The organism is Polaribacter sp. P097, from assembly GCF_036864555.1.
Classification (GTDB): Bacteria; Bacteroidota; Bacteroidia; order Flavobacteriales; family Flavobacteriaceae; genus Polaribacter.
Genome location: NZ_JAZETJ010000001.1, coordinates 1,302,306 through 1,323,299, shown reverse-complemented (window position 1 = coordinate 1,323,299; position 20,994 = coordinate 1,302,306). Strand labels below are relative to the sequence as shown.

20 protein-coding genes are annotated in these 20,994 nt (G+C 31.5%); 10 read left to right on the top strand and 10 right to left on the bottom strand.

The features are described from left to right. Positions 1 to 40: 40 nt before the first annotated feature. Complete coding sequence (locus tag V7R38_RS06110; protein WP_015481177.1) at positions 41 to 1,057, top strand: LacI family DNA-binding transcriptional regulator; 1,017 nt, start codon at positions 41 to 43, stop codon at positions 1,055 to 1,057. Further along, complete coding sequence (locus V7R38_RS06105) at positions 1,057 to 1,866, top strand: HAD family hydrolase (protein WP_334056690.1); 810 nt, start codon at positions 1,057 to 1,059, stop codon at positions 1,864 to 1,866. Before V7R38_RS06110 ends, V7R38_RS06105 begins: the two co-directional genes overlap by 1 nt. On the opposite strand, the gene V7R38_RS06100 is transcribed toward V7R38_RS06105, so the two are convergent. Together V7R38_RS06100 and V7R38_RS06095 are read right to left on the bottom strand one after the other, a co-directional pair. Next, entirely contained in the window at positions 1,863 to 2,816 is a 954-nt protein-coding gene (locus V7R38_RS06100; protein ID WP_438825588.1) for a carbon-nitrogen hydrolase family protein, read from the bottom strand. The genes V7R38_RS06105 and V7R38_RS06100 overlap by 4 nt on opposite strands. Positions 2,817 to 2,819: 3 nt before the next feature. Next, the gene (locus tag V7R38_RS06095; protein ID WP_334056687.1) at positions 2,820 to 3,611 is read right to left on the bottom strand and encodes a DUF2797 domain-containing protein; all 792 of its coding nucleotides are present in this window, start codon (positions 3,609 to 3,611) and stop codon (positions 2,820 to 2,822) included. 59 nt (positions 3,612 to 3,670) lie between these two features. Here V7R38_RS06095 and V7R38_RS06090 point away from each other — a divergent pair, with 59 nt between their 5' ends. Next, a complete protein-coding gene (locus V7R38_RS06090) occupies positions 3,671 to 5,179 on the top strand; it encodes a GH3 auxin-responsive promoter family protein (protein WP_334056685.1) in 1,509 nt (502 codons plus the stop codon). Between the two features lie 31 nt (positions 5,180 to 5,210). Further along, the gene (locus tag V7R38_RS06085) at positions 5,211 to 7,064 is read left to right on the top strand and encodes a DUF4139 domain-containing protein (RefSeq protein ID WP_334056684.1); all 1,854 of its coding nucleotides are present in this window, start codon (positions 5,211 to 5,213) and stop codon (positions 7,062 to 7,064) included. Here V7R38_RS06085 and V7R38_RS06080 read toward each other — a convergent pair. The 4 genes from V7R38_RS06080 to V7R38_RS06065 all read right to left on the bottom strand — a co-directional run bounded on the left by V7R38_RS06080 (position 7,061) and on the right by V7R38_RS06065 (position 11,789). Further along, positions 7,061 to 8,038, bottom strand: coding sequence for a polyprenyl synthetase family protein (locus V7R38_RS06080; RefSeq protein ID WP_334056683.1), 978 nt, complete (start codon positions 8,036 to 8,038; stop codon positions 7,061 to 7,063). The genes V7R38_RS06085 and V7R38_RS06080 overlap by 4 nt on opposite strands. A gap of 93 nt (positions 8,039 to 8,131) precedes the next feature. Then, complete coding sequence (gene rlmN / locus V7R38_RS06075) at positions 8,132 to 9,169, bottom strand: 23S rRNA (adenine(2503)-C(2))-methyltransferase RlmN (RefSeq protein WP_015481183.1); 1,038 nt, start codon at positions 9,167 to 9,169, stop codon at positions 8,132 to 8,134. A gap of 267 nt (positions 9,170 to 9,436) precedes the next feature. Then, positions 9,437 to 10,486, bottom strand: a complete 1,050-nt coding sequence (gene queA / locus V7R38_RS06070; RefSeq protein ID WP_334056681.1) for a tRNA preQ1(34) S-adenosylmethionine ribosyltransferase-isomerase QueA — start codon at positions 10,484 to 10,486, stop codon at positions 9,437 to 9,439. 73 nt (positions 10,487 to 10,559) lie between these two features. Continuing rightward, positions 10,560 to 11,789 carry a 3-phosphoshikimate 1-carboxyvinyltransferase gene (locus V7R38_RS06065; RefSeq protein WP_334056680.1) on the bottom strand — a complete coding sequence of 410 codons (1,230 nt, stop codon included), beginning with the start codon at positions 11,787 to 11,789 and terminating at the stop codon, positions 10,560 to 10,562. 55 nt (positions 11,790 to 11,844) lie between these two features. Between V7R38_RS06065 and V7R38_RS06060 the strand changes: the two genes are divergently transcribed. Further along, complete coding sequence (locus V7R38_RS06060; protein WP_334056678.1) at positions 11,845 to 14,952, top strand: WD40/YVTN/BNR-like repeat-containing protein; 3,108 nt, start codon at positions 11,845 to 11,847, stop codon at positions 14,950 to 14,952. Between the two features lie 48 nt (positions 14,953 to 15,000). Here the strand turns inward: V7R38_RS06060 and V7R38_RS06055 are convergent, their stop codons facing one another. Then, positions 15,001 to 15,249 (bottom strand): hypothetical protein, encoded by a 249-nt coding sequence (locus V7R38_RS06055; RefSeq protein ID WP_334056677.1) that lies wholly within the window; start codon positions 15,247 to 15,249, stop codon positions 15,001 to 15,003. A gap of 81 nt (positions 15,250 to 15,330) precedes the next feature. Between V7R38_RS06055 and V7R38_RS06050 the strand changes: the two genes are divergently transcribed. Together V7R38_RS06050 and V7R38_RS06045 are read left to right on the top strand one after the other, a co-directional pair. Beyond that, the gene (locus V7R38_RS06050) at positions 15,331 to 15,924 is read left to right on the top strand and encodes a hypothetical protein (protein ID WP_334056676.1); all 594 of its coding nucleotides are present in this window, start codon (positions 15,331 to 15,333) and stop codon (positions 15,922 to 15,924) included. A gap of 152 nt (positions 15,925 to 16,076) precedes the next feature. Further along, positions 16,077 to 16,700: a type IV pili methyl-accepting chemotaxis transducer N-terminal domain-containing protein gene (locus tag V7R38_RS06045; protein ID WP_334056675.1), complete on the top strand. Its 624-nt coding sequence runs from the start codon at positions 16,077 to 16,079 to the stop codon at positions 16,698 to 16,700. Between the two features lie 24 nt (positions 16,701 to 16,724). Here the strand turns inward: V7R38_RS06045 and V7R38_RS06040 are convergent, their stop codons facing one another. From V7R38_RS06040 to V7R38_RS06030, 3 genes are read right to left on the bottom strand one after another with little or no spacing between them, the layout of a single operon-like run. Next, positions 16,725 to 17,051 carry a nucleotide pyrophosphohydrolase gene (locus V7R38_RS06040; protein ID WP_334056674.1) on the bottom strand — a complete coding sequence of 109 codons (327 nt, stop codon included), beginning with the start codon at positions 17,049 to 17,051 and terminating at the stop codon, positions 16,725 to 16,727. Between the two features lie 26 nt (positions 17,052 to 17,077). After that, on the bottom strand, positions 17,078 to 17,842 hold the full coding sequence (locus V7R38_RS06035) for an alpha/beta fold hydrolase (protein ID WP_334056673.1): 765 nt from the start codon (positions 17,840 to 17,842) through the stop codon (positions 17,078 to 17,080). Next, on the bottom strand, positions 17,842 to 18,555 hold the full coding sequence (locus tag V7R38_RS06030; RefSeq protein ID WP_015481192.1) for a pyridoxine 5'-phosphate synthase: 714 nt from the start codon (positions 18,553 to 18,555) through the stop codon (positions 17,842 to 17,844). Before V7R38_RS06030 ends, V7R38_RS06035 begins: the two co-directional genes overlap by 1 nt. Positions 18,556 to 18,615: 60 nt before the next feature. On the opposite strand from V7R38_RS06030, the gene V7R38_RS06025 reads away from it, so the two are divergent. From V7R38_RS06025 to porG, 3 genes are all read left to right on the top strand, one after another. Continuing rightward, positions 18,616 to 19,275 (top strand): CBS domain-containing protein, encoded by a 660-nt coding sequence (locus V7R38_RS06025; RefSeq protein ID WP_334056672.1) that lies wholly within the window; start codon positions 18,616 to 18,618, stop codon positions 19,273 to 19,275. Between the two features lie 32 nt (positions 19,276 to 19,307). After that, positions 19,308 to 20,207 carry an NAD kinase gene (locus V7R38_RS06020; RefSeq protein WP_334056671.1) on the top strand — a complete coding sequence of 300 codons (900 nt, stop codon included), beginning with the start codon at positions 19,308 to 19,310 and terminating at the stop codon, positions 20,205 to 20,207. A gap of 106 nt (positions 20,208 to 20,313) precedes the next feature. Then, positions 20,314 to 20,991: a type IX secretion system protein PorG gene (porG, locus tag V7R38_RS06015; RefSeq protein ID WP_015481195.1), complete on the top strand. Its 678-nt coding sequence runs from the start codon at positions 20,314 to 20,316 to the stop codon at positions 20,989 to 20,991. The last annotated feature ends 3 nt before the right edge of the window (positions 20,992 to 20,994 follow it).

The window sequence follows — 20,994 nt, the reverse complement described above, 5'->3', positions numbered from 1 at the left end:
TCGTTTATATTTTTATATCTTCGTAACTAAACGTTTTTAGATGAAAAAGCTAACCATAAAAGATATTGCCAAAGAATTTAAAGTTTCTATTTCTACAGTATCAAAAGCTTTGAATGATAGTTACGAAATTAGCCAAAGCACCAAAGAAAAAATTCAGAAATACGCAAAAGAAAACAACTACAAGCCTAACTTTAATGCGTTAAGTTTAAAAAATAGAAGTACAAAAACCATAGGGGTAATTATACCAACTATGTTAAACTATTTCTTTGCTCAGGTATTTAAAGGTATCGAAAAAACAGCCTTAGAAAAAGGGTATAAAGTAATTACCTGTATCTCTAATCAATCTTATGACAAAGAAGTAGAAATTATAGAAATGCTTTCTAATGGAAGTATCGATGGCTTTTTACTTTCTATGGCTAAAGAAACTGAACTCAGTAATAAATTTGATCATTTTAAAGAATCTATAGAAAACGGAACTCCGATTGTTATGTTTGATAGAGTTGCGCAATCGATTTCTTGTGATAAAGTGATTACTGATGATTTAGAAGGGGCCACAAAAACAGTTGAGTTTTTATACAAAAAAGGACATAAAAATATTGCTTTTGTTTCTACCATGAGCGACTTGCATATTGGTAAACAACGATTTGAAGGTTATAAGCAAGGTCTAAAAAATGTAGGTTTATCTTTAGACGAAAATCTAGTACTTAATATTGTTGAAAGAGATTATAAGAAGTACAAAAACATTGTTAGGCCATTTATTAAGGCCAATAAAATAGATGCAGTAATTACTACAGGCGAATCTGTTGCTGTTTCTGTGATGAAAGCTGTAAAAAAGAACGATCAAAAAATACCAAAAGACGTTGCTGTAATTGCATTTTCTAACGGAATTTTATCAAGACACTCTAGCCCAAAAATGACAACAATTAGTCAGCATGGTGAAAAAATGGGTTCTGCTGCTGCAGCCATTTTAATTGATAAGTTAGAAAACAAAACCAAAGAAATTACTACAAAAGTGATTCAAACAGACTTGGTAATTAGAGATTCTACTCGTAAATAATGAAAGACTTTACTCAAGTAAAACTGGTAGTTTCTGATATGGATGGTACACTCTTAAGCTCTAAAGGAGAAGTGAGTGATGAGTTCTTTACCCTATTTGAACAACTAAAACAAAAGAATATCACTTTTTGTGCAGCAAGTGGCAGACAGCACAATAGTATTGTATCTAAGCTCGATGCTATAAAAGATGAAATTTATGTTATTGCAGAAAATGGTGGCGTTGCAAAAAAGGGCACAGAAGTTTTACTCTCTAACTTTTTAGCTACTGATAAAATTTTGCAGCTAATTCCAATTCTAAGAACTATTGCAGGTGCAAATATGATATTATGTTGTGATGGTGAAGCGTTTATAGAAAGCAAAGATCCACGTTTTATTAAGCATTTTCAAGAATACTATCATAGCTTTCAGCAAGTAGAAGACCTAATAGCTATAGCAAAAAACAAACCTGCTTACAAAATAGCTGTGTACCATTTTGATTCTTCTGAAGAATTTATTTACCCAGTAATTGAACACTTAAAAGAAGAAGTACTACTTAAGGTTTCCGGAAAAAACTGGCTAGACATTTCTGACGAGAAAGCCAATAAAGGGCGTGCTTTAAAGCATTTACAAAAAGTACTTGATGTAAGTAAAGAAGAAACTCTTGTTTTTGGTGATTATCATAATGACATAGAAATGATGCAAGAAGCCAAGTATAGTTTTGCAATGGCAAATGCGCATGAAGATATTAAAGAGCTTGCTAAATATGGTACAGCAAGTAATGATAATAATGGTGTAGAAAAAGTAATTAAAGAGTTACTAGAAGTACTTTAATTTTTAAACTCAACAGTACTTTGTCTCTCTCTGTTTACCTGTAACTTGGTAACATCTGGTCTTGAATAATGTCCAACTACATCAAAGTTTTGACGCTCTTCTAAAACACGATTAAAATCTAAAGTTTCTATAATTAAACCTTCTTTTTCCAAGACTGGTTCTATAATCCATTCACCATCAGGCCCTGCAATACAAGAACCACCATTTGCCAATATTTCTGGGGCGTCTTTTACTATTTTATCATAATGAGGTACATCTTTAGGAAAATCTGTTTTTGCCATTAAACTAGAGACAGAAATTACAAAAGAGCGTGATTCTCTTGCTATAAAACGTGTAATATCTTTGGTATTATGATCAGAACCGGGCCAAACTGCTATGTGTAAATTTTCGCCCAAACCATACAAGGCCGTTCTTGGTAAAGGCATCCAGTTTTCCCAACAATTTAAGCCTCCTACAGTAAAGTCTTTTAAAGGATGTACCTGTAAACCATTACCATCTCCAGGTGCCCAAGTTAAGCGCTCATCGAAAGTAGGTTGTAATTTACGATGCACAGATTTAATTTCTCCAGTTTCATTTATATACACCAAACTTGCATAAATGCTATGCCCTCCTCTATTTGCTGCTCGTTCCATAATACCCAAATAGATTGCTATTTTATGCTTTTTGGCTAATGAACAAACTGCATTTAATTCGCCTTTTTCAATAGTAATGGAATTGCGAATGTAATGTGCATGAATTTCTTTTTGCGTAGTTGAGTTCCATGCAGCACCATTGGTTAAGGCAATCCAAAAAGGGTAGCCAGGTAATAATGCTTCACCAAAAACAATTAGCTCACAATTTTCTTGAGCTGCGTTTAAAATTGATTGTTCTATTTTCTCCAGCGTCTTTTCTTTGTTTAACCAAACAGGCGCTATTTGAGCTAAGGCAACTTTTAATAGATTGTTGTTCATCATTTAAATTTCGATATTCACTACTAAACCTTCATTAGATCTTACATTAAAAACAGTCTCGTCTTCAAAAATTAAATACTGACCTTTTATACCCACTAATTTACCTGTATAAGTGGGTGTTTTAATTAGGTTTAAACTTTTAGGTTTTGCTGGGTATTGCCTAACTGGAAAGTTAATATTGGTTTCTGTATTGCTTTCAATAAAATAAGCACTGGCTTCCTCTGGAATGTATTGTTTTAGCTTTTCTCTCCATTCTACTAAGTCTACATCTTCAATATCATTTTTTAGCATTTTACGCCAATTGGTTTTATCTGCTACATGTTCTTTTAACGCTACCTCTGTAATTCCTGCTAAATATCTGTTGGGTACTTCTACAATTTCTATGGCTTCATGTGCACCTTGATCAATCCATCTTGTAGGCACTTGCTGCTTTCTTGTAACTCCTACTTTTACGTTACTTGAATTCGCCAAATAAACAATATGAGGTTGTAATTGCACACGCTTTTCATAGGCTAAATCTCTGTCCTCTTCATCTAAATGTGCCTTACTAAGTTCGGGCCTCATAATCCAATCTGCAGCTTGTGGAATATCAAAAAAACAAGATTGGCAATACCCTTGTCTGTATATTTTTTTTTCTAGATGACAGTTTAAACATTCGTAGGTAACAAAAGATAGTTTTATTTCTTTAGCTATCAGCTGATTCATGTTTAGAAAATCGGTTTTCATATCTAAATAATATTGCACCTCATCTCCAATTTCGGTCATCATTTTTCTTAATACTCCTTGATACTGCATAAATAAATTTTGTTATTTTTAGCTTATCAACAAACTTACAAAAAAAACGAATTTCATTTATGCCTTATCCTATTGTTAATTCAATTATTTCTTGGTTTTTAAAGAAAAGAATTCATCAAATAGAATTGTTTTTAAAATACCCAACAGATGTGCAAAATGAACTTTTATTGAAGTTAACAAGTGCTTCAAAACGCACAGAATTTGGTAAAAAACACAATTTTACATCGATTAAAAATTACGCTGATTTTACAAAGCAAGTGCCTATTCAGAAATACGAAAGTATAGAGCCACTGATAGAGCGTTGTAGAAAGGGCGAACAAAATTTATTTTGGCCTACGCCTATTAAGTGGTTTGCGAAAAGTAGTGGTACTACCAATGCAAAAAGTAAGTTTATACCTGTTAGTGATGAGGCTTTAGAATATTGCCACATGAAAGCTGGTAAGGATATGTTGTGCTTGTACATACACAATAATGAAGAGACCAAATTATTTACAGGTAAGGGTTTAAAATTAGGTGGAAGCTCAGATATTTACGAAGACAATAACTCGTATTTTGGAGATTTATCTGCTATCATTACTGAAAACTTACCTTTTTGGGCAGATTACAGTTCTGCACCAAGTCAAGAAGTTTCGATGATGTCTGAATGGGAAACGAAGATGGAAGCCATTATTGATGAAACCATCAATGAAAATATTACGAGTTTGGTGGGTGTACCTAGTTGGATGCTGGTTTTATTGAATCGTGTTTTAGAACGTACAGGAAAAAATCACATTTTAGAAGTTTGGCCTAATTTGGAAGTATACTTTCATGGAGGAGTAAACTTTAATCCCTACAGAGAGCAATACAAAAAGCTTATTCCTAAGCAAGATTTTCAATATTATGAAACCTATAATGCGTCTGAGGGCTTTTTTGCAATTCAGGATGAAAATGGTTCTAAGGAATTATTGCTTATGCTAGACTACGGAATTTTTTATGAGTTTATAGACATGAAAAATTACAAAGGTGAAAGCTCAGAAACCATTCCGCTTTCTGAAGTAGAAAAGAATGTTGATTATGCTTTAGTTATTACAACCAATAGTGGTTTATGGCGTTATTTAATTGGAGATACCATTCGTTTTACCTCTCTGCAACCTTATCGCATCAAAATTACAGGAAGAACTAAACATTACATCAATGTGTTTGGAGAAGAGTTAAATATAGAAAATGTAGAAGACGCTCTAAAACTAACCTGCGAAAAAACAGATGCATTAATTAAAGAATACACTGCTGGCCCAATTTTTATGAAAGATAAAAAAAGTGGTGGTCATGAATGGGTCATTGAGTTTACCAAAAAGCCAGAAAGTATGGATTATTTTACAGAAATGTTAGACAATTCATTAAAATCAATCAACTCTGATTATGAAGCAAAACGTTACAACTCTATGACCTTAGCCATGCCAAAAATTCATGTAGCTAAAGAAGGTTTATTTTATGAATGGCTAAAAAAGAAAGACAAATTAGGAGGGCAACATAAAGTACCAAGATTGTCTAACTCTAGAGATTTTGTGGAAGAGTTGTTGGCCCTTTAAATTTCGTTTACGAATTAATTTATATAAAACTATGAAAAGAAACATTTTACTATTACTCGTATGCTTAAAATTTAGTTGTTTTAGTGCTCAAGAAATAAAGGAACAAAAAGTTAAGTCGGAAGTTAAAGAAGCTACTGTATTTTTGAATTGTGCTCAGGTATTTAGAGAAAAGAGTGTTTACTTACAAAAGGGCTTGCAGAATATACGTTTTATAAATTTATCCCCTTTCATATCAAAAAAAAGCATTCAAATTACTTTAAAGGATACTGAAGTTCAAGCTATAAATTTTGAAAAAAATTACGATCAAAGAGTAGACAAAAGCCCTAAAGAAATAGAAATAGAAAACAAAATAAATTCTATTGATAAAAAAATTGAGATTGAAAAGGTTAATCTTATTTCTGTTCGTGAAGAAATTGAATTTTTAAAAAGCAATAAAAGTATTAGAGGAAATCAAACCTTATCTGCAATAGCATTAAAAGAGGCTGCAAAATATTATAGCGCTCAAATGCGTAGTTTAAGATTAAATGAACTTGAACTAAAAAATAATATTCAAGCGTTACAAAAACAACAAAATAAGTTAAACCTACAACTACAAGATTTTAACGGTGCTAAAAAATTTGCAAGTGGTGAAATTGTTGTGAAAGTTAATTCTAAAACCAGTAAAAAAGTTACTATTGGATTAAATTATAATGTTACCAACGTTAGTTGGTATCCAACTTATGATTTGCATGTTAAAAATATTAATAGTCCTTTAGAAATTGTTTACAAGGCCAATTTAAAGCAAAACTCTAAAGTAGATTGGAATAATGTTAAATTAAAATTTTCATCAGCAAACCCTACCAATTCAAATAAAGCTGGAAAAATAATACCTTATTTTATAGATTATGGCACAAGACCTCCTTCATATTCTAATATTGACGGAGAAGTTTCAGGCTCCGTTTATGATATTGAAGGACCTTTACCAGGAGCTAATGTACAGGTTAAAGGAACTACAATAGGAACTACAACAGATTTTGATGGCAAGTTTACATTAAAAATTCCTGAAGATGCAAGTATGCTTGAATTTTCTTATTTAGGCTATAAAAAACAATCTAAAATTATTGGTAATTCATACCTAGAAGTTATACTAGAAGAGGATGCAAATAGTTTAGATGAAGTAGTCGTTGTTGGGTATGGAACAACCAAAAGGAGCAAAGCAAAGAATAATAAGAAGGAATCCTATTTAACTGATACCAATAGAGAAAGTAATGTTTTAGATACTAAAGAAAAAATTAATCAAACTTCCTTTAATTTTGAGGTTGTAAAACCATATACCATAAAATCTAGCAATAAAGATTTTAGCATTGCAATGAAGAGCTACTCTACCACTGCTAGTTTCACCTACTATTCAATACCAAGAATTGAGGAAACTGCATTTCTAGTTGCAAAAATTAGTGATTGGGAGCAATTTAACTTACTAGAAGGTGAAGCCAATGTATATTTTGAAAATACTTTTATCGGTAGCACTTTGCTAGATACAAGAATAGCGACTAAAGAGCTTCAAATTTCTATGGGAAAAGATAAAAATGTTACGATTGAGAGAAAAAAAGTAAAAGACTTTGTTAGTAAACAGTTTATTGGTAGCAAGAAAGAAGAAACCAGCAACTGGGATATTTTAGTAAAGAATAATAAAAACGAAAACATACAAATAGTAGTATTAGATCAAGTACCAATCTCTAAAAGGGAGGAAATAAAAATTACTTTAGAAAAACCGTTTGAAGGTAATTTAAATAAAGAAACTGGTGAAATTAAATGGAGTTTTAACCTAGCTTCAAAAGCCAATAAAATTTTAAAACTGAAGTATACCGTAAAATATCCGAAAAATAGAAATCTTTATATCGACTAAATTTTACGCTCCACAACATAATCAATCATTTGAAGTAAAGAGGCTTTGTAGGGCGATTCTGGATAGTTATTTAAAATAGCAATGGCTTTGCTTTTATAGGCATTCATTTGTGAAATGGTATAATCTATACCACCATTCTCTTTTACAAAAGCAATCAATTCTTTTACACGAACTTTGTTTTTATTATGCTTTTTAACGGTATTAATAATCCAAGCTTTTTCTTTTGCAGAACAATTGTTTAAAGTATGAATTAAAGGCAAGGTCATTTTTTGCTCTTTAATATCTATGCCTGTTGGTTTCCCTATTTTTTCATCTGAATAATCAAACAAGTCATCTTTAATTTGAAAAGCAATACCAATATATTCTCCAAATTTTCGCATTTGTTGCACAGTATCTTGGTTTGCACCAACAGAGGCAGCTCCAATACCACAACAAGCAGCAATTAATGTGGCTGTTTTTTGACGAATAATATCAAAATAAATATCTTCTGTAATGTCTAACTTTCTTGCTTTTTCAATTTGCAACAATTCGCCTTCACTCATTTCACGAACAGCAATCGAAATCAATTTCAGTAAATCAAAATCTTCATTATCTATAGAAAGTAACAATCCTTTAGAAAGTAGAAAATCGCCTACTAAAACTGCAATCTTATTTTTCCAAAGGGCATTTATAGAGAAAAAACCACGTCTTCTGTTGGAATCGTCTACAACATCATCATGCACCAAAGTTGCAGTATGAATTAACTCGACTACAGATGCTCCTCTATACGTACGTTCATCAAAACCACCATTAGAAACCATTTTTGCAACTAGAAAAACAAACATTGGTCTCATTTGTTTACCTTTTCTACGCACAATATAATAGGTAATTCTGTTTAATAAAGGCACTTTAGATAGCATGGAATCTTTGAACTTTTTTTCGAAAAGTTCTATTTCTTTCTTAATAGGCAATTTTATAAGTTCTACTGGTTTCATGTAACGTGAACTAAATACAGAATTTGACTGCAAAAATACGAAATATAAACAAGAAGAAGGGGTGTTGATAAAGTAAGAGTTCTTACTAAAATGTTAAGCTTTATTGGCCAACTGACCACAAGCTGCATCGATATCTTTACCTCTACTTCTTCTTACATTTACAGTAATATCATGCATTTCTAAATTAGAGATGTAATTGTTTAAAGCTGCATTACTAGCTTGTTGAAATTGACCATCGTCTATTGGATTGTATTCAATTAAGTTTACTTTGCAAGGCACATATTTACAGAATTGTACCAATGCTGCAATGTCTTCTTTTTTATCATTAATACCTTCCCAAACTACATACTCATACGTAATTGCTCTTTTGGTTTTTTCATACCAATATTCTAAAGATTCTTTTAAATCTTTTAAAGGAAACGTAGTATTAAATGGCATTATTGAAGTTCTAACCTCATCTATTGCAGAATGTAGAGAAACCGCTAAATTAAATTTTACTTCTTCATCTGCCATTTTTTTAATCATTTTTGGCACACCAGAAGTAGACACTGTAATTCTTTTTGATGACATTCCTAATCCTTCTGGAGAGGTAATCATCTCTATAGATTTTAATACGTTTTTATAGTTCATTAAGGGTTCACCCATTCCCATAAAAACAATATTGGTTAGTTTATGATTGTGATATAATCTGCTTTGTTTATCGATTACAACAACTTGATCGTAAATTTCATCTGGATTTAAATTACGCATTCTTTTCAAACGAGCAGTTGCACAGAACTTGCAATCTAGACTACAACCAACTTGACTAGAAACACATGCTGTTGTTCTTTTTGGTGTAGGAATCAATACAGATTCTACTACTAAGCCATCATGTAATTTAATTCCGTTTTTTATAGTACCATCTGCACTTTTTTGCATAGAATCTACTTTGATATGGTTGATAACAAAGTGCTCTTCTAACATCTCTCTTGTTTTTTTAGAGATATTTGTCATGTCTTCGAAAGTGTGCAAAGACTTGCTCCATAACCATTCATATACCTGATTTCCACGAAAAGCCTTGTCGCCATTTTCTACGAAAAAATCACGCAATTGTTCTTTGGTTAAGGCTCTTATGTCTTTCTTTTTAATCAATGGTTCTTATTTTTTAAATGCTATTATTCTGATTGCAAAAATACACTAATATTTTAAGGTAAACTTTAAGTTTTGTCTTAGGTTGTTTTTGTGATTAGGCTTAACATATTATTCTATTGATATCTGCACTGCACTAACTTTTCTGTGATGTTCTTTTTTGAGTTAAAAAGGATAAACTATTGACCACCGTCAATAATAAATATCTAAAAGAAAAAAACTGATAATTCTATGCAGAATTATCAGTTTTAAAAATGATTTATTTCTTTATTAGATGATGATCATCGCATCTCCATAAGTAGAGAATTTATACCCTTCTTTTACTGCTGTTTTATACGCTTCCATTAAAAAATCGTAACCCGCGAATGCTGCAGCTTGCATCATTAAAGTAGATTTTGGAGGATGAAAGTTTGTAATCATTGAATTTGCAATGCTAAAATCGTAAGGAGGAAAAATGAATTTGTTCGTCCAACCTTCAAAAGGATTTAATTGTGCATTAGAAGAAACCGAAGATTCTACAGTTCTCATAACTGTTGTACCCACTGCACAAACTCTTCTTTTTTCTGCTTTTGCTTTGTTAATTTTATCTGCTGCATTTGCAGGAATCACAATTTGCTCAGAATCCATTTTATGCTTAGATAAATCTTCTACCTCAACAGGACTAAAAGTTCCTAAACCAACATGTAATGTCATTTCTGCAAAATCTACTCCTTTAATTTCCAAGCGCTTCAATAAATGTTTAGAGAAGTGCAAACCTGCAGTTGGTGCAGCCACAGCCCCTTCGTTTTTAGCAAAAATAGTTTGGTAACGCTCTTCATCTAACTCTTCTACCTCTCTGTTTACAGATCTTGGTAAAGGTGTTTCACCAAGTTCTAATAATTTCTCTCTAAAAGCTTCGTAACTACCATCAAATAAGAAACGTAAAGTTCTACCTCTAGATGTAGTATTGTCTATTACCTCTGCAACTAAACTATCATCTTCTCCAAAAAACAATTTGTTTCCAATTCTTATTTTTCTTGCAGGATCTACTAAAACATCCCACAATCTATTTTCTGCATTTAGTTCTCTTAGTAAGAAAACCTCAATTCTTGCTCCTGTTTTTTCTTTATTACCATACATTCTTGCAGGAAATACTTTGGTATTGTTTAGCATTAAAACATCGCCTTCATCGAAATAATTAATTACATCTTTAAAGGTTTTGTGCTCTATGGTTTGCTCTTTTCTGTTTAATACCATTAAACGAGACTCATCTCTATGTTCTGCAGGATATTTTGCCAACAATTCTTCTGGCAATTCAAAATCGAAGTTTGATAATTTCATAAGTGTATTTTGCTATAAAGATGCAAATATACGATATGAGAATAGGCGTTGTCAAGTGTTTGACACTTTATCTTTACAAACGAGTAATATTAACACCAATCTGCTCAATATCATTCCAGAATTTTTGGTATGATTTTGTAACTACTTCAGCATCATTTATTTTAATAGAAACCTTTAAAGCCAAAGGCGCAAAAGCCATTGCCATTCTATGATCATTATAGGTATCAATGGCAACATTGCTGTTGATTGAAGTAGCCGTTTCTACTTGTAATGTTTCGTTTGTAATAATGACTTTCGCTCCAAGTTTTGTTAACTCATCATGCAAGGCAACTAATCTATCAGTCTCTTTAATTTTTAAAGTATGTAAACCAGACAAGTTACAAGCAATACCTTCTGCAAAACAAGTAACAGCAATAGTCTGTGCAATATCTGGAGCGTCTTTTAAGTTTCTAACTAAAGTTTCTCTATTGGTGTTTTTCTCTTTAGTAAGCGTAATACAATCTTCGCCAAAAGTAGTTGCAACTCCGAAATGTTTGTAAATTTCTGCCAAGCAAGAATCACCTTGAAGGCTTTCTTTTTTATAAGCAGACAATTTTACAGCAGAACCCAATTCAGATAAGGCCACAATTGAGTAAAAATAACTTGCTGATGACCAGTCTGACTCTACAACAACAGTTTGTGTATCTATAGATTCTTTAGGAAATACTTTAATAATATTATCTTCAAAACTACTTTCTATACCAATTTGAGAAAGCAAGCTTAATGTCATATTGATATAAGGAACCGAAGTTATTTTCCCTGTTAATTCTATTTCTAAACCATTATCTAGTTTAGAAGAAATTAATAATAATGATGAAATATATTGGCTACTTACATTACCATTAATTTGCACTTTGTCTTTAGTCAGTTCTTTTCCTTTAATTTTTAATGGAGGATAACCTTCTTTTACAGCATACGTAATATCTGCACCTAAATCTCTAAGTGCATTTACCAAAATTTCAATAGGTCTGTTTTGCATGCGCTCAGAACCTGTTAAAAAAACCTCTCTACCTTTGTTTACTGCAAAGTAAGAAGTTAAAAAACGCATTGCAGTACCTGCATGACCAATATCTACCAATAAATCTTCTGTGGTTAAGGCATGATGCATGTGAACAGAATCATCTGAATCTGATAAATTATCAATAGTAATTTCAGGAAAAAGCTTTTGTAGAATTAGTAATCTATTCGACTCGCTTTTAGAACCAGAGATTGTTATTTCTTCTTGTATTCTTCTATTCTCTAAAACATTTAACAATATGTCCATTCTAAAAACTGATTTAATTTCTTACTTTTAAATTCTAAATTTACAACTAACCAACATGAAAAAAATACTTTTTCTGGCTGTTTGCATCTTCTTTTCTGCAAATGCCAAAGTTAATGCACAAAAAAAAGTTACCCAAGTTTCTAACGATAATTTTAGCGCTGTAAAATGGAGAAATATTGGGCCCTTTAGAGGTGGTAGAAGTGCTGCTGTAACTGGAGTTGCTGATAAAGCCAATCTTTTTTATATGGGTTCTACAGGAGGTGGAGTTTGGAAAACAACAGATGCTGGAGGCACTTGGCAAAATATTTCAGACGGATTTTTTGGAGGTTCTGTAGGTGCTGTAGCTGTTTCTGAATCAGACAATAACGTAATGTATGTTGGAATGGGAGAAAAAACCGTTCGTGGAAACGTATCTTCTGGAGATGGTGTTTGGAAATCTGAAAATGCTGGTAAAACATGGAGACATGTGGGATTAAGCAACTCAAGACATATACCTAGAATGCGCATTCATCCTAAAAATTCTGATATTGTTTTTGCAGGTGTTATGGGTGATTTGTACAAACCAACACAAGACAGAGGAGTTTACAAAACAACAGATGGAGGTGAAACTTGGCGTAAAGTGTTATTCTCTAATGAAAATGCTGGTGTAGTAGATTTAATAATCGACCCAAACAACCCAAGAGTTTTATATGCCACAACTTGGAATGTGAGAAGAACACCTTATAGCTTATCTTCTGGAGGAGATGGTTCTGCTCTTTGGAAAAGTACAGACGAAGGTGAAACTTGGACAAACATTTCTACCAACAAAGGTTTACCTGGTGGTATTTGGGGTATTGCAGGTGTAACAGTATCACCTGTAAATTCTGATATTGTTTATGCTTTAATTGAAAACAAAAAAGGAGGCGTTTACAAATCTACAGATGCAGGAGAAACATGGAGATTAATTAACGCTGAAAGAAAATTAAGACAAAGAGCTTGGTATTACACACGTTTGTATGCAGATACGCAAGATGAAGATATTTTATACGTTTTAAATGTTCGTTATCATAAATCTACAGATGGTGGTAGAACTTACAAAACCTATAATGCACCTCATGGAGATCATCATGATTTATGGATAGCACCAGAAGACAACCAAAGAATGATTATTGGTGATGATGGTGGAGCACAAATTTCTTTTGATGCTGGTGAGAATTGGAGTACTTATATGAATCAGCCAACTTCGCAGTTTTACAGAGTAACTACAGACAATCATTTTCCTTACCGAATTTTAGCTGCACAGCAAGACAATTCTACTGTTCGAATTTCTCATAGAACAGATGGTCGTTTTATAACTGAATCTGATTGGTCTTCTACAGCTGGTGGAGAAAGTGCACATATTGCTGTAGATCCTTTAAATGATGACATTGTTTATGGAGGTAGTTATGGTGGATTTTTAACAAGAGTAAATCATAAAACTGGAGATACTAGAGCTATTAATGTTTGGCCAGATGACCCAATGGGTCATGGCGCTGAAGATTTTAAATATCGTTTTCAATGGAATTTCCCAATCTTCTTTTCACCTAATAATAAAAAGAGCTTGTATGCAGCTTCTAATCATTTACATGCTACTGATAATGAAGGGCAGAGTTGGAAATTAATTAGTCCTGATTTAACCAGAAACGACCCTAAAACACTAGGTCCTTCAGGTGGGCCAATCACCAAAGATAATACTGGTGTAGAATATTATGGAACTATTTTCGCTGCTACAGAATCTGCTTACGAACCTGGTTTAATTTACACTGGTTCAGATGATGGTTTAGTGCATGTTACCAAAAATAATGGCGAAACTTGGGATAATATTACTCCTAAAAAAATGCCTGAATGGATGATGATTAACTGCATAGAAGTTGATCCTTTTACAAAAGGTGGTGCCTATATTGTTGGTACAAAATACAAATCTGGAGATTACAAACCTTACATCTACAAAACAGAAAATTATGGTAAATCTTGGGAATTAATTGTAAACGGAATTGGCAATGAAGATTTTACACGTGCACTAAGAGCAGACCCAAAGCGTAAAGGTTTGTTATATGCAGGTACAGAAAGAGGTATGTACATGTCTTTTGACGATGGTAAAAACTGGGAAAGCATGCAGTTGAATTTACCTATTGTACCTATTACAGATTTAGCCATTAAAGAAGATAACTTAATTGCAGCTACTCAAGGACGTTCTCTTTGGATTATTGATGATTTAACTGTATTTCATCAATTAGATAAAAATGTGGCCAAAAAAGAAATGTTCTTGTACAAGCCAAAAGATGCTTATAATTTATCTGGTGGTAGAGGAAGAACTTCTAGAACAGCAGGTACAAACCATTCTGGAGGCGTAAACATGTATTATTACCTTAAAGATTTAGAGGATAAAGATGTGGTTTCAATTACCATTTCTGATGCTAATGACAATGTAATAAAAACCTTTTCTACCAAACCAAATAAAGATTTAAAAGAAGGCAAATTAAGCGCTAAAGAAGGAAATAATATATTTAATTGGAACATGATGTACGATGGTGCTGAATCTGTTAAAGGCATGATTTTATGGTGGGCTTCTTTATCTGGGCCAATGGCATTGCCTGGCACTTACAAAGCCACTTTAAAATTAAACGATGCACAACAATCTCAGCAATTTACCATTTTAAAAAATCCGGTATCTGAAGCAACTGAAAGTGATATGAAAGCACAGTTTGACTTTATTAATGACATTAATACTAAAATGACAGAAATTCATAAAGCATTGAAAAATGTAAAGAAAGTGAGAAGTCAGGTTGGTTTGCTAAAAAAATCTATTGCTGATAAAGAAGCTAACAAAGAATTGATAGATTTTGCAGATAAATTAGTAAAAGATATGACCACCATTGAAGAAACTTTGTATCAAACAAAATCGAAAAGTGGTCAAGATCCGTTAAACTTTCCTATACGTTTAAACAACAAATTGGCACATTTAAACTCATTAACAAGAGTGGGTAATTATGCTCCAACAGATCAAGCAATAGCTTTTAAAAATGAAATTACAGCTACAATAGATGTAGAATTGGCAAAACTGTATCAATTGTTTGATAATGAGGTAAAAGCTTTAAATCAAAAAGTAAAAGAGAGTAACATCAATTTAATTCAAATCGATTAAAATTATATTTTACAGCATAAAAAAAGCGACTTTAAAAAGTCGCTTTTTTTATTTCATATTCTTATTGGTTATCCACAAACCGTAAATAATACTTATTACAATTTTCATACCCCAAAACGTAGCCCATTTTCCGTTTGTAAAATTTTGTTCTGCAATTGCCATAAAATCACCAGAAATTATTGCACTCCAACTATTAATGAATAGAGAAATAATAGTTACAAAAAAGAAAAAAGGAATGGCAACTTTTAAAAAGTTAGACCAAAATAAAGGGTTATTAATATTTTTTTTGAATGACATACTACTAGTTTTTAATACTTTATAAAATAAATTAAGAGATTTTAACTATATTTAAACATACTTTCTTTAGCCCTCAAATCTATGAAAAGAAAAATAGTTTATTCTTTTATTACCTTATTTATATTATTATACATTAATAAATACCTTTTATTTACCGATGTAAAACATCAAGACAATAATGTAAAAGTTGTAAATATTGCTGGTATGCAAAGAATGTACGTGCAAAAAATTACAAAGCTGGCTTTGTACTATGAGTTGCATAGTACTCCAGAATTGGTAAACATAAGTGGTTTACAAGAAACGTATGATTTATTTGAAGATAACCACAATAATTTAAAAAGAAACTACATTACAAATTACAATGATTTTGTTTTAGAAGAATTATTTAATGAGTTAGAGCCTTATCAAACCAAAATAGAAAATAGCTCTAAGGGATTAATTGCTAATTTTAAAAACTACAATACTGCTAAAGAATTTGTTACCAATATAAAAAATAACGAATCTAAATTCTTAAAAATAATGAATGCTATTGTATTAAGATATGAGGAATTAGCACAGCAAAGAATTGACGAAGTAAAAACTAGAGAAATTACTTTCAACACCTCTTACGCTCTGATATTCATATACATACTACTTTTCATTTTTATCCCTTTTCAAAAAGTTCGTATTAAATAAAAATGTTAAAAAAATAGTTTTAATTATTTTTTTTACTAACTTGAAACTATATTCCTCAACATTATTTCTATCATTTTACTATAACAACTAAAGTAGATTATATTTTTAGTTTTTATCGTAAAACATTTATTGTAGCGCTAATACAGAATGATATGAAAATAAGGTTAATATATGGCTTGGTTATCTTTATTATTGTTTATTCTATTGAACGATATATGGATCAGCAAAACCGAGAAGAACTGTTTACCAACATTGAGCTGGTAAATATTGCTGGTAAACAACGCATGTACAGTCAGAAAATTACCAAATTAGCACTCTATGCTAATGAAAGTCCGTTTAAATTACTGGTAATTAACAAGGAGTTAGAAGACGCTTATCATCAATTTTCGACAACTCATAATATGCTTAGTGAACAAAAGAAAAAGGGCAAAAGCGATGTTTACTTAGATGAATTGTTCACGAATCTGGAATCTTATTATCAAGAAATAATGATTAATACCATTGTTTTGATAGAAAACACTAGAAATGGCGTTAGTTCCAATAATGAGAGAACAGAAGAAGCAATTGAAACCATTAAAAAGAACGAAAATCAGTTTTTACATTTAATGGATAAAATTGTAAATCAATACGAGAAAGAGGGTAAAGCAATCATTGAAGTAAGTGCTGCTAGAGAATCTACTTTTAATATTATTTTTATTGCAATTTTAGCCTACATTGTGTTTTTTGTACTATTACCCGACCACAGTAAAAAAGGGGGCAATGTATTTAATTTTTAGAGTAAACAATAAAAGTAAAACGTATTATTTGAGTTTTTGATTATTGTGATGACGATAATGATCTCTTTTTGTTTTAAGGTCTAACTTTTTTTCAAAAGCATCTTGCAAATCTATTCCTGTTTGATTCGCCAAACACAAAACCACAAATAATACATCTGCTAGCTCTTCACCTAAATCTTTGTTTTTATCGGATTCTTTTTCACTTTGCTCTCCATATCTTCTTGCAATAATTCTTGCAACCTCACCAACCTCTTCTGTTAATTGCGCCATATTTGTTAGTTCATTAAAATAACGAACTCCATGATTTTTAATCCAATCATCAACCTGTTTCTGTGCGTTTTCTATGTTCATAATTCTTGTTTTATGGCTTCTCAATGTTATTTTAAAAATTCACAAACTTCTTTGTAAAAATCTTTCGGATTTTCTGCGTGTAACCAATGCCCAGCATTTTTTATGGTTACAACTTTATGATCTGGAAAATGATTGTTGATAATCATTTGTTCTTCAGGAATAATATAACCCGATTTTTCTCCTCTTAAAAACAACGTCGGTTTAGAAAAAGTAGCATTTGCAGGTAAAGCTTTACCTACTTCTGGGTTATTTTCTGTTAACGATTGTAAATTAAATCTAAAGTCTAACACTCCTTTTTCTTTCCAATAAACATTCTTTAATAAGAACTGTCTAACTCCGAATTCTGGAATGTATTCAGACAGTTGTTTATCTACTTTACCTCTTGTATTTTGCTGAGTAAAATCAATAGAATTTAAACCTGCTAAAATTGCATTATGATGAGGGTCGTAAGCTTTTGGTGAAATATCTACAATAATTAATTTTGCTACCAATTCAGGATATTTAGAGGCGAACAACATGGCTGTTTTTCCGCCCATAGAATGCCCAATTAAATACACTTCATCTAGCTGATGAAATTCTATGTAATTGTAAATATCTTCTGCTAACAAATCATAATTAAAAGAAGCTGTATGAAAGCTTCTACCATGATTTCTCTGATCTATTAAATGCACTTGAAAGTCCTCAGAAAATTGATTCCCCAAGGTTTTCCAGTTATCAGACATTCCAAAATAACCATGTAAAACCAGTAATGGTTTCCCTTCTCCTAAAATCTGTGAGTGTAAAACATCCATTATTGCAATCTATGTAAATACATATTTACCACATTTTCTAAGCCCAAGTATAAACTTTCTGCTATTAAGGCATGCCCTATTGAAACCTCTGCTAAATTCGGAATGTTTTGCTTAAAAAACTGAATATTGTCTAAACTTAAATCGTGCCCAGCATTAATACCCAAGCCTAAATCATGAGCTAAAATAGCAGCCTCTGTATAGGGTTTTACAGCATCTTTATTTCCTTTATCAAATTGGCTTGCAAACTCTTCTGTGTACAATTCAATTCTGTCTGTACCTGTTTTTGCAGCAGCCTCAATAAGTTTTGCATCAGTATCAATAAAAATAGAGGTTCTTATTCCATTTTGTTGAAACTCAGCTATCACTTCCTTTAAAAAAGATTGATGTGTAATGGTATCCCAACCAGCATTAGACGTAATTGCATCTACAGCATCTGGCACTAAAGTAACTTGCGTTGGCTTTGTTTCTAAAACCAAATCCATAAAAGATTGTATAGGATTACCCTCTATATTGAATTCTGTTGTTACAACACCTTTCAAATCTCTTGCATCTTGATAACGAATATGTCTTTCATCTGGTCTTGGATGAATGGTAATACCCTGTGCACCAAAACCTTCAATATCTGTGGCTACTTTTAATAAATTTGGCACATTACCACCTCTAGAATTACGTAAAGTTGCTATTTTGTTAATATTTACACTTAACTTTGTCATGGTCTAAAATTAGACTACAAAGATAATTTATTAAATCATTTTATCCTATATTCGTAAAGCATGAATATTAACGATTACATCTTAAAAGAAATAAAAGCGTTTCATTTAAAAGACACTGTAAAAAAGGCGCAAAGACTCTTTAAAAATTACCCTATAACACATTTTCCAGTGATAGAAAATAATAAATTGTTGGGTTCTTTTGCAGAAGATGATATTCAAACTTTAGAAAACAAAGAAGAAGAATTAGTTGCGCATTCTTATCTACTAAATTCGTTTTTTGCAGATGAAAAAGCCACAGTTTTAGAGTTGTTAAAGATTTTTGCAGACAATAACACTACTATAATTCCTGTTTTAAATAAGGATAAAAATTACATGGGTTATTATGATTTGTGTGATGTATTAGACGTGTTTTCTACAAGCCCTTTTATGATTGAAGAAAGCGAAACCTTAATTGTAGAAAAACTAGAGATGGATTATTCTATGGGCGAAGTTTCTCAAATTGTAGAGGCGAATGGTGGTAATTTACTTGGAGTTTATATTTCAGAAAAATCAAACGATTTTGTACAAGTTACCTTAAAAATTGTTTCAGATGAAATTAACGAAATCATACAAACGTTTAGAAGGTATGACTATAAAATAGTTTCGAATCATGAAAATGACATTTATTTAGAAGACCTGAAAAACAGATCTGATTATTTACAGAAATATCTAGAAATGTAAATTTTATATTTAAAATTTTAAAACAAACTAAAGTGAAAAAAGTTGCTATTTACGGTCAATCTTACTCCATTTCTGCAGAGAAAGAGATTCAGATTTTATTAAAAGTATTGCAACAACACAATATTGTATCTTTTATAGAAAAAAAGTTTTACGATTTACTAGTTCAAGGAAATATCTTAGATAAAAAATACCCAACATTTTCTCACTTCTCCGATTTAAACTCATCTTTTGATGTACTATTTACTTTAGGTGGAGATGGAACAATTTTAAGAGCAGTAACTTATATTCGAGATTTAGACATTCCTATTTTAGGAATTAATACGGGTAGATTAGGTTTTTTAGCAACCATAAATAAAACTGCCATTGTAGAAAGTGTTAACCTAATATTAAATGGAGATTATTCTATTCAAGAAAGAACTTTATTAAGCGTAAAAACGAGTCCAGAAACAGCCACTTTTGCAGAATTAAATTTTGCCTTGAATGAAGTAACCATTGCCAGAAAAAACACGACTTCTATGATTGGTGTAAAAACCTGTTTAAATGAAGAATACCTTACCAATTATTGGGCAGATGGTTTAATAATAGCAACACCAACAGGCTCTACAGGCTATTCTTTAAGTTGTAATGGCCCTGTAATTTCGCCAGATTCTAAAAACCTGGTAATTACACCTATTGCACCTCATAATTTAAATGCAAGGCCCATGGTTATTGCAGATGATACTCAAATTAAATTAACGATAGATTCTAGAGAAAAAGACTTTTTAATATCTTTAGATTCACGCATAACAACAGTAGCAAAAAACACTGTAGTTTATATAGAAAAAGCATCATTTACCATAAAAAGTATCATCCCTAAAAATCAATCTTTTTTACAAACTTTGAGAACTAAATTACTTTGGGGAGAAGATACCAGGAACGAAACCAATCTTTAACCCTTTAGCAACAATAAATTACTTAATTTTTAGTTATTCAGAAAAGACTGAATATTAACTTTATTAAGCAAATTGAAATCCCTATATTTGCTCGCTATTTTTACGGATGAAAAAAAGTATATTATTAATCATTTTTGTAAGCCTGTCTAATGTTTTAGTAAGTCAGGTATATGAAGCAGGAGTATTTATTGGTGGTTCTAACTATGTTGGAGACATTGGAAGAACCAACTACATTTACCCAAATAAAATTGCAGGAGCTGCATTTTTTAAGTACAATTGGAATCCTAAAATAGCACTAAGAGCAACCTATAGTTATTTGCCTATTGAAGCAGATGATTTAGATGCAGATACAGATTTTAAAAGAGATAGAGGGTTAAGTTTTTCTAATACCATACATGAGTTAGCCATTGGTTTAGAATACAATTTTTACGAGTATGATTTATCATCATCAGATAAAACTTGGACACCTTACATCTTGTTAGAATTAGCTGGTTTTAATTACCAATATGTAGTATCTGAACCAAGACCACAAGAATTTATTTTTGATTCTAAAAACGGTTTTGCAGTTCCTTTTGGAGTTGGCTTTAAATCTAAATTAGTTGGTGATTTAGCATTTGCTGTAGAAGCAAAATTTAGATATACTTTTGATGATGATATTGATTATACCTCATCAAACGTACCTAGATTAGATATTGGAGATAATAATAGTGATTGGTATATGTTTACAGGCATTTCTTTAACCTATACCTTTGGAAGACCAGCTTGTTATAAAAACGGACTGTAAAAT

What these genes read in the sequence shown, in the direction of transcription:
- V7R38_RS06105 (WP_334056690.1), top strand. Translation starts at nt 1,057, where the DNA reads ATGAAAGACTTTACTCAAGTAAAACTGGTAGTTTCTGATATGGATGGT.
- V7R38_RS06035 (WP_334056673.1), bottom strand. Translation starts at nt 17,842, where the DNA reads ATGGATGTTTTACACTCACAGATTTTAGGAGAAGGGAAACCATTACTG.
- V7R38_RS06060 (WP_334056678.1), top strand. Translation starts at nt 11,845, where the DNA reads ATGAAAAAAATACTTTTTCTGGCTGTTTGCATCTTCTTTTCTGCAAAT.
- V7R38_RS06085 (WP_334056684.1), top strand. Translation starts at nt 5,211, where the DNA reads ATGAAAAGAAACATTTTACTATTACTCGTATGCTTAAAATTTAGTTGT.
- V7R38_RS06095 (WP_334056687.1), bottom strand. Translation starts at nt 3,611, where the DNA reads ATGCAGTATCAAGGAGTATTAAGAAAAATGATGACCGAAATTGGAGAT.
- porG (WP_015481195.1), top strand. Translation starts at nt 20,314, where the DNA reads ATGAAAAAAAGTATATTATTAATCATTTTTGTAAGCCTGTCTAATGTT.
- V7R38_RS06065 (WP_334056680.1), bottom strand. Translation starts at nt 11,789, where the DNA reads ATGGACATATTGTTAAATGTTTTAGAGAATAGAAGAATACAAGAAGAA.
- V7R38_RS06040 (WP_334056674.1), bottom strand. Translation starts at nt 17,051, where the DNA reads ATGAACATAGAAAACGCACAGAAACAGGTTGATGATTGGATTAAAAAT.
- V7R38_RS06025 (WP_334056672.1), top strand. Translation starts at nt 18,616, where the DNA reads ATGAATATTAACGATTACATCTTAAAAGAAATAAAAGCGTTTCATTTA.
- V7R38_RS06045 (WP_334056675.1), top strand. Translation starts at nt 16,077, where the DNA reads ATGAAAATAAGGTTAATATATGGCTTGGTTATCTTTATTATTGTTTAT.
- V7R38_RS06090 (WP_334056685.1), top strand. Translation starts at nt 3,671, where the DNA reads ATGCCTTATCCTATTGTTAATTCAATTATTTCTTGGTTTTTAAAGAAA.
- V7R38_RS06055 (WP_334056677.1), bottom strand. Translation starts at nt 15,249, where the DNA reads ATGTCATTCAAAAAAAATATTAATAACCCTTTATTTTGGTCTAACTTT.
- V7R38_RS06110 (WP_015481177.1), top strand. Translation starts at nt 41, where the DNA reads ATGAAAAAGCTAACCATAAAAGATATTGCCAAAGAATTTAAAGTTTCT.
- V7R38_RS06080 (WP_334056683.1), bottom strand. Translation starts at nt 8,038, where the DNA reads ATGAAACCAGTAGAACTTATAAAATTGCCTATTAAGAAAGAAATAGAA.
- queA (WP_334056681.1), bottom strand. Translation starts at nt 10,486, where the DNA reads ATGAAATTATCAAACTTCGATTTTGAATTGCCAGAAGAATTGTTGGCA.
- V7R38_RS06050 (WP_334056676.1), top strand. Translation starts at nt 15,331, where the DNA reads ATGAAAAGAAAAATAGTTTATTCTTTTATTACCTTATTTATATTATTA.
- V7R38_RS06100 (WP_438825588.1), bottom strand. Translation starts at nt 2,816, where the DNA reads ATGAACAACAATCTATTAAAAGTTGCCTTAGCTCAAATAGCGCCTGTT.
- V7R38_RS06030 (WP_015481192.1), bottom strand. Translation starts at nt 18,555, where the DNA reads ATGACAAAGTTAAGTGTAAATATTAACAAAATAGCAACTTTACGTAAT.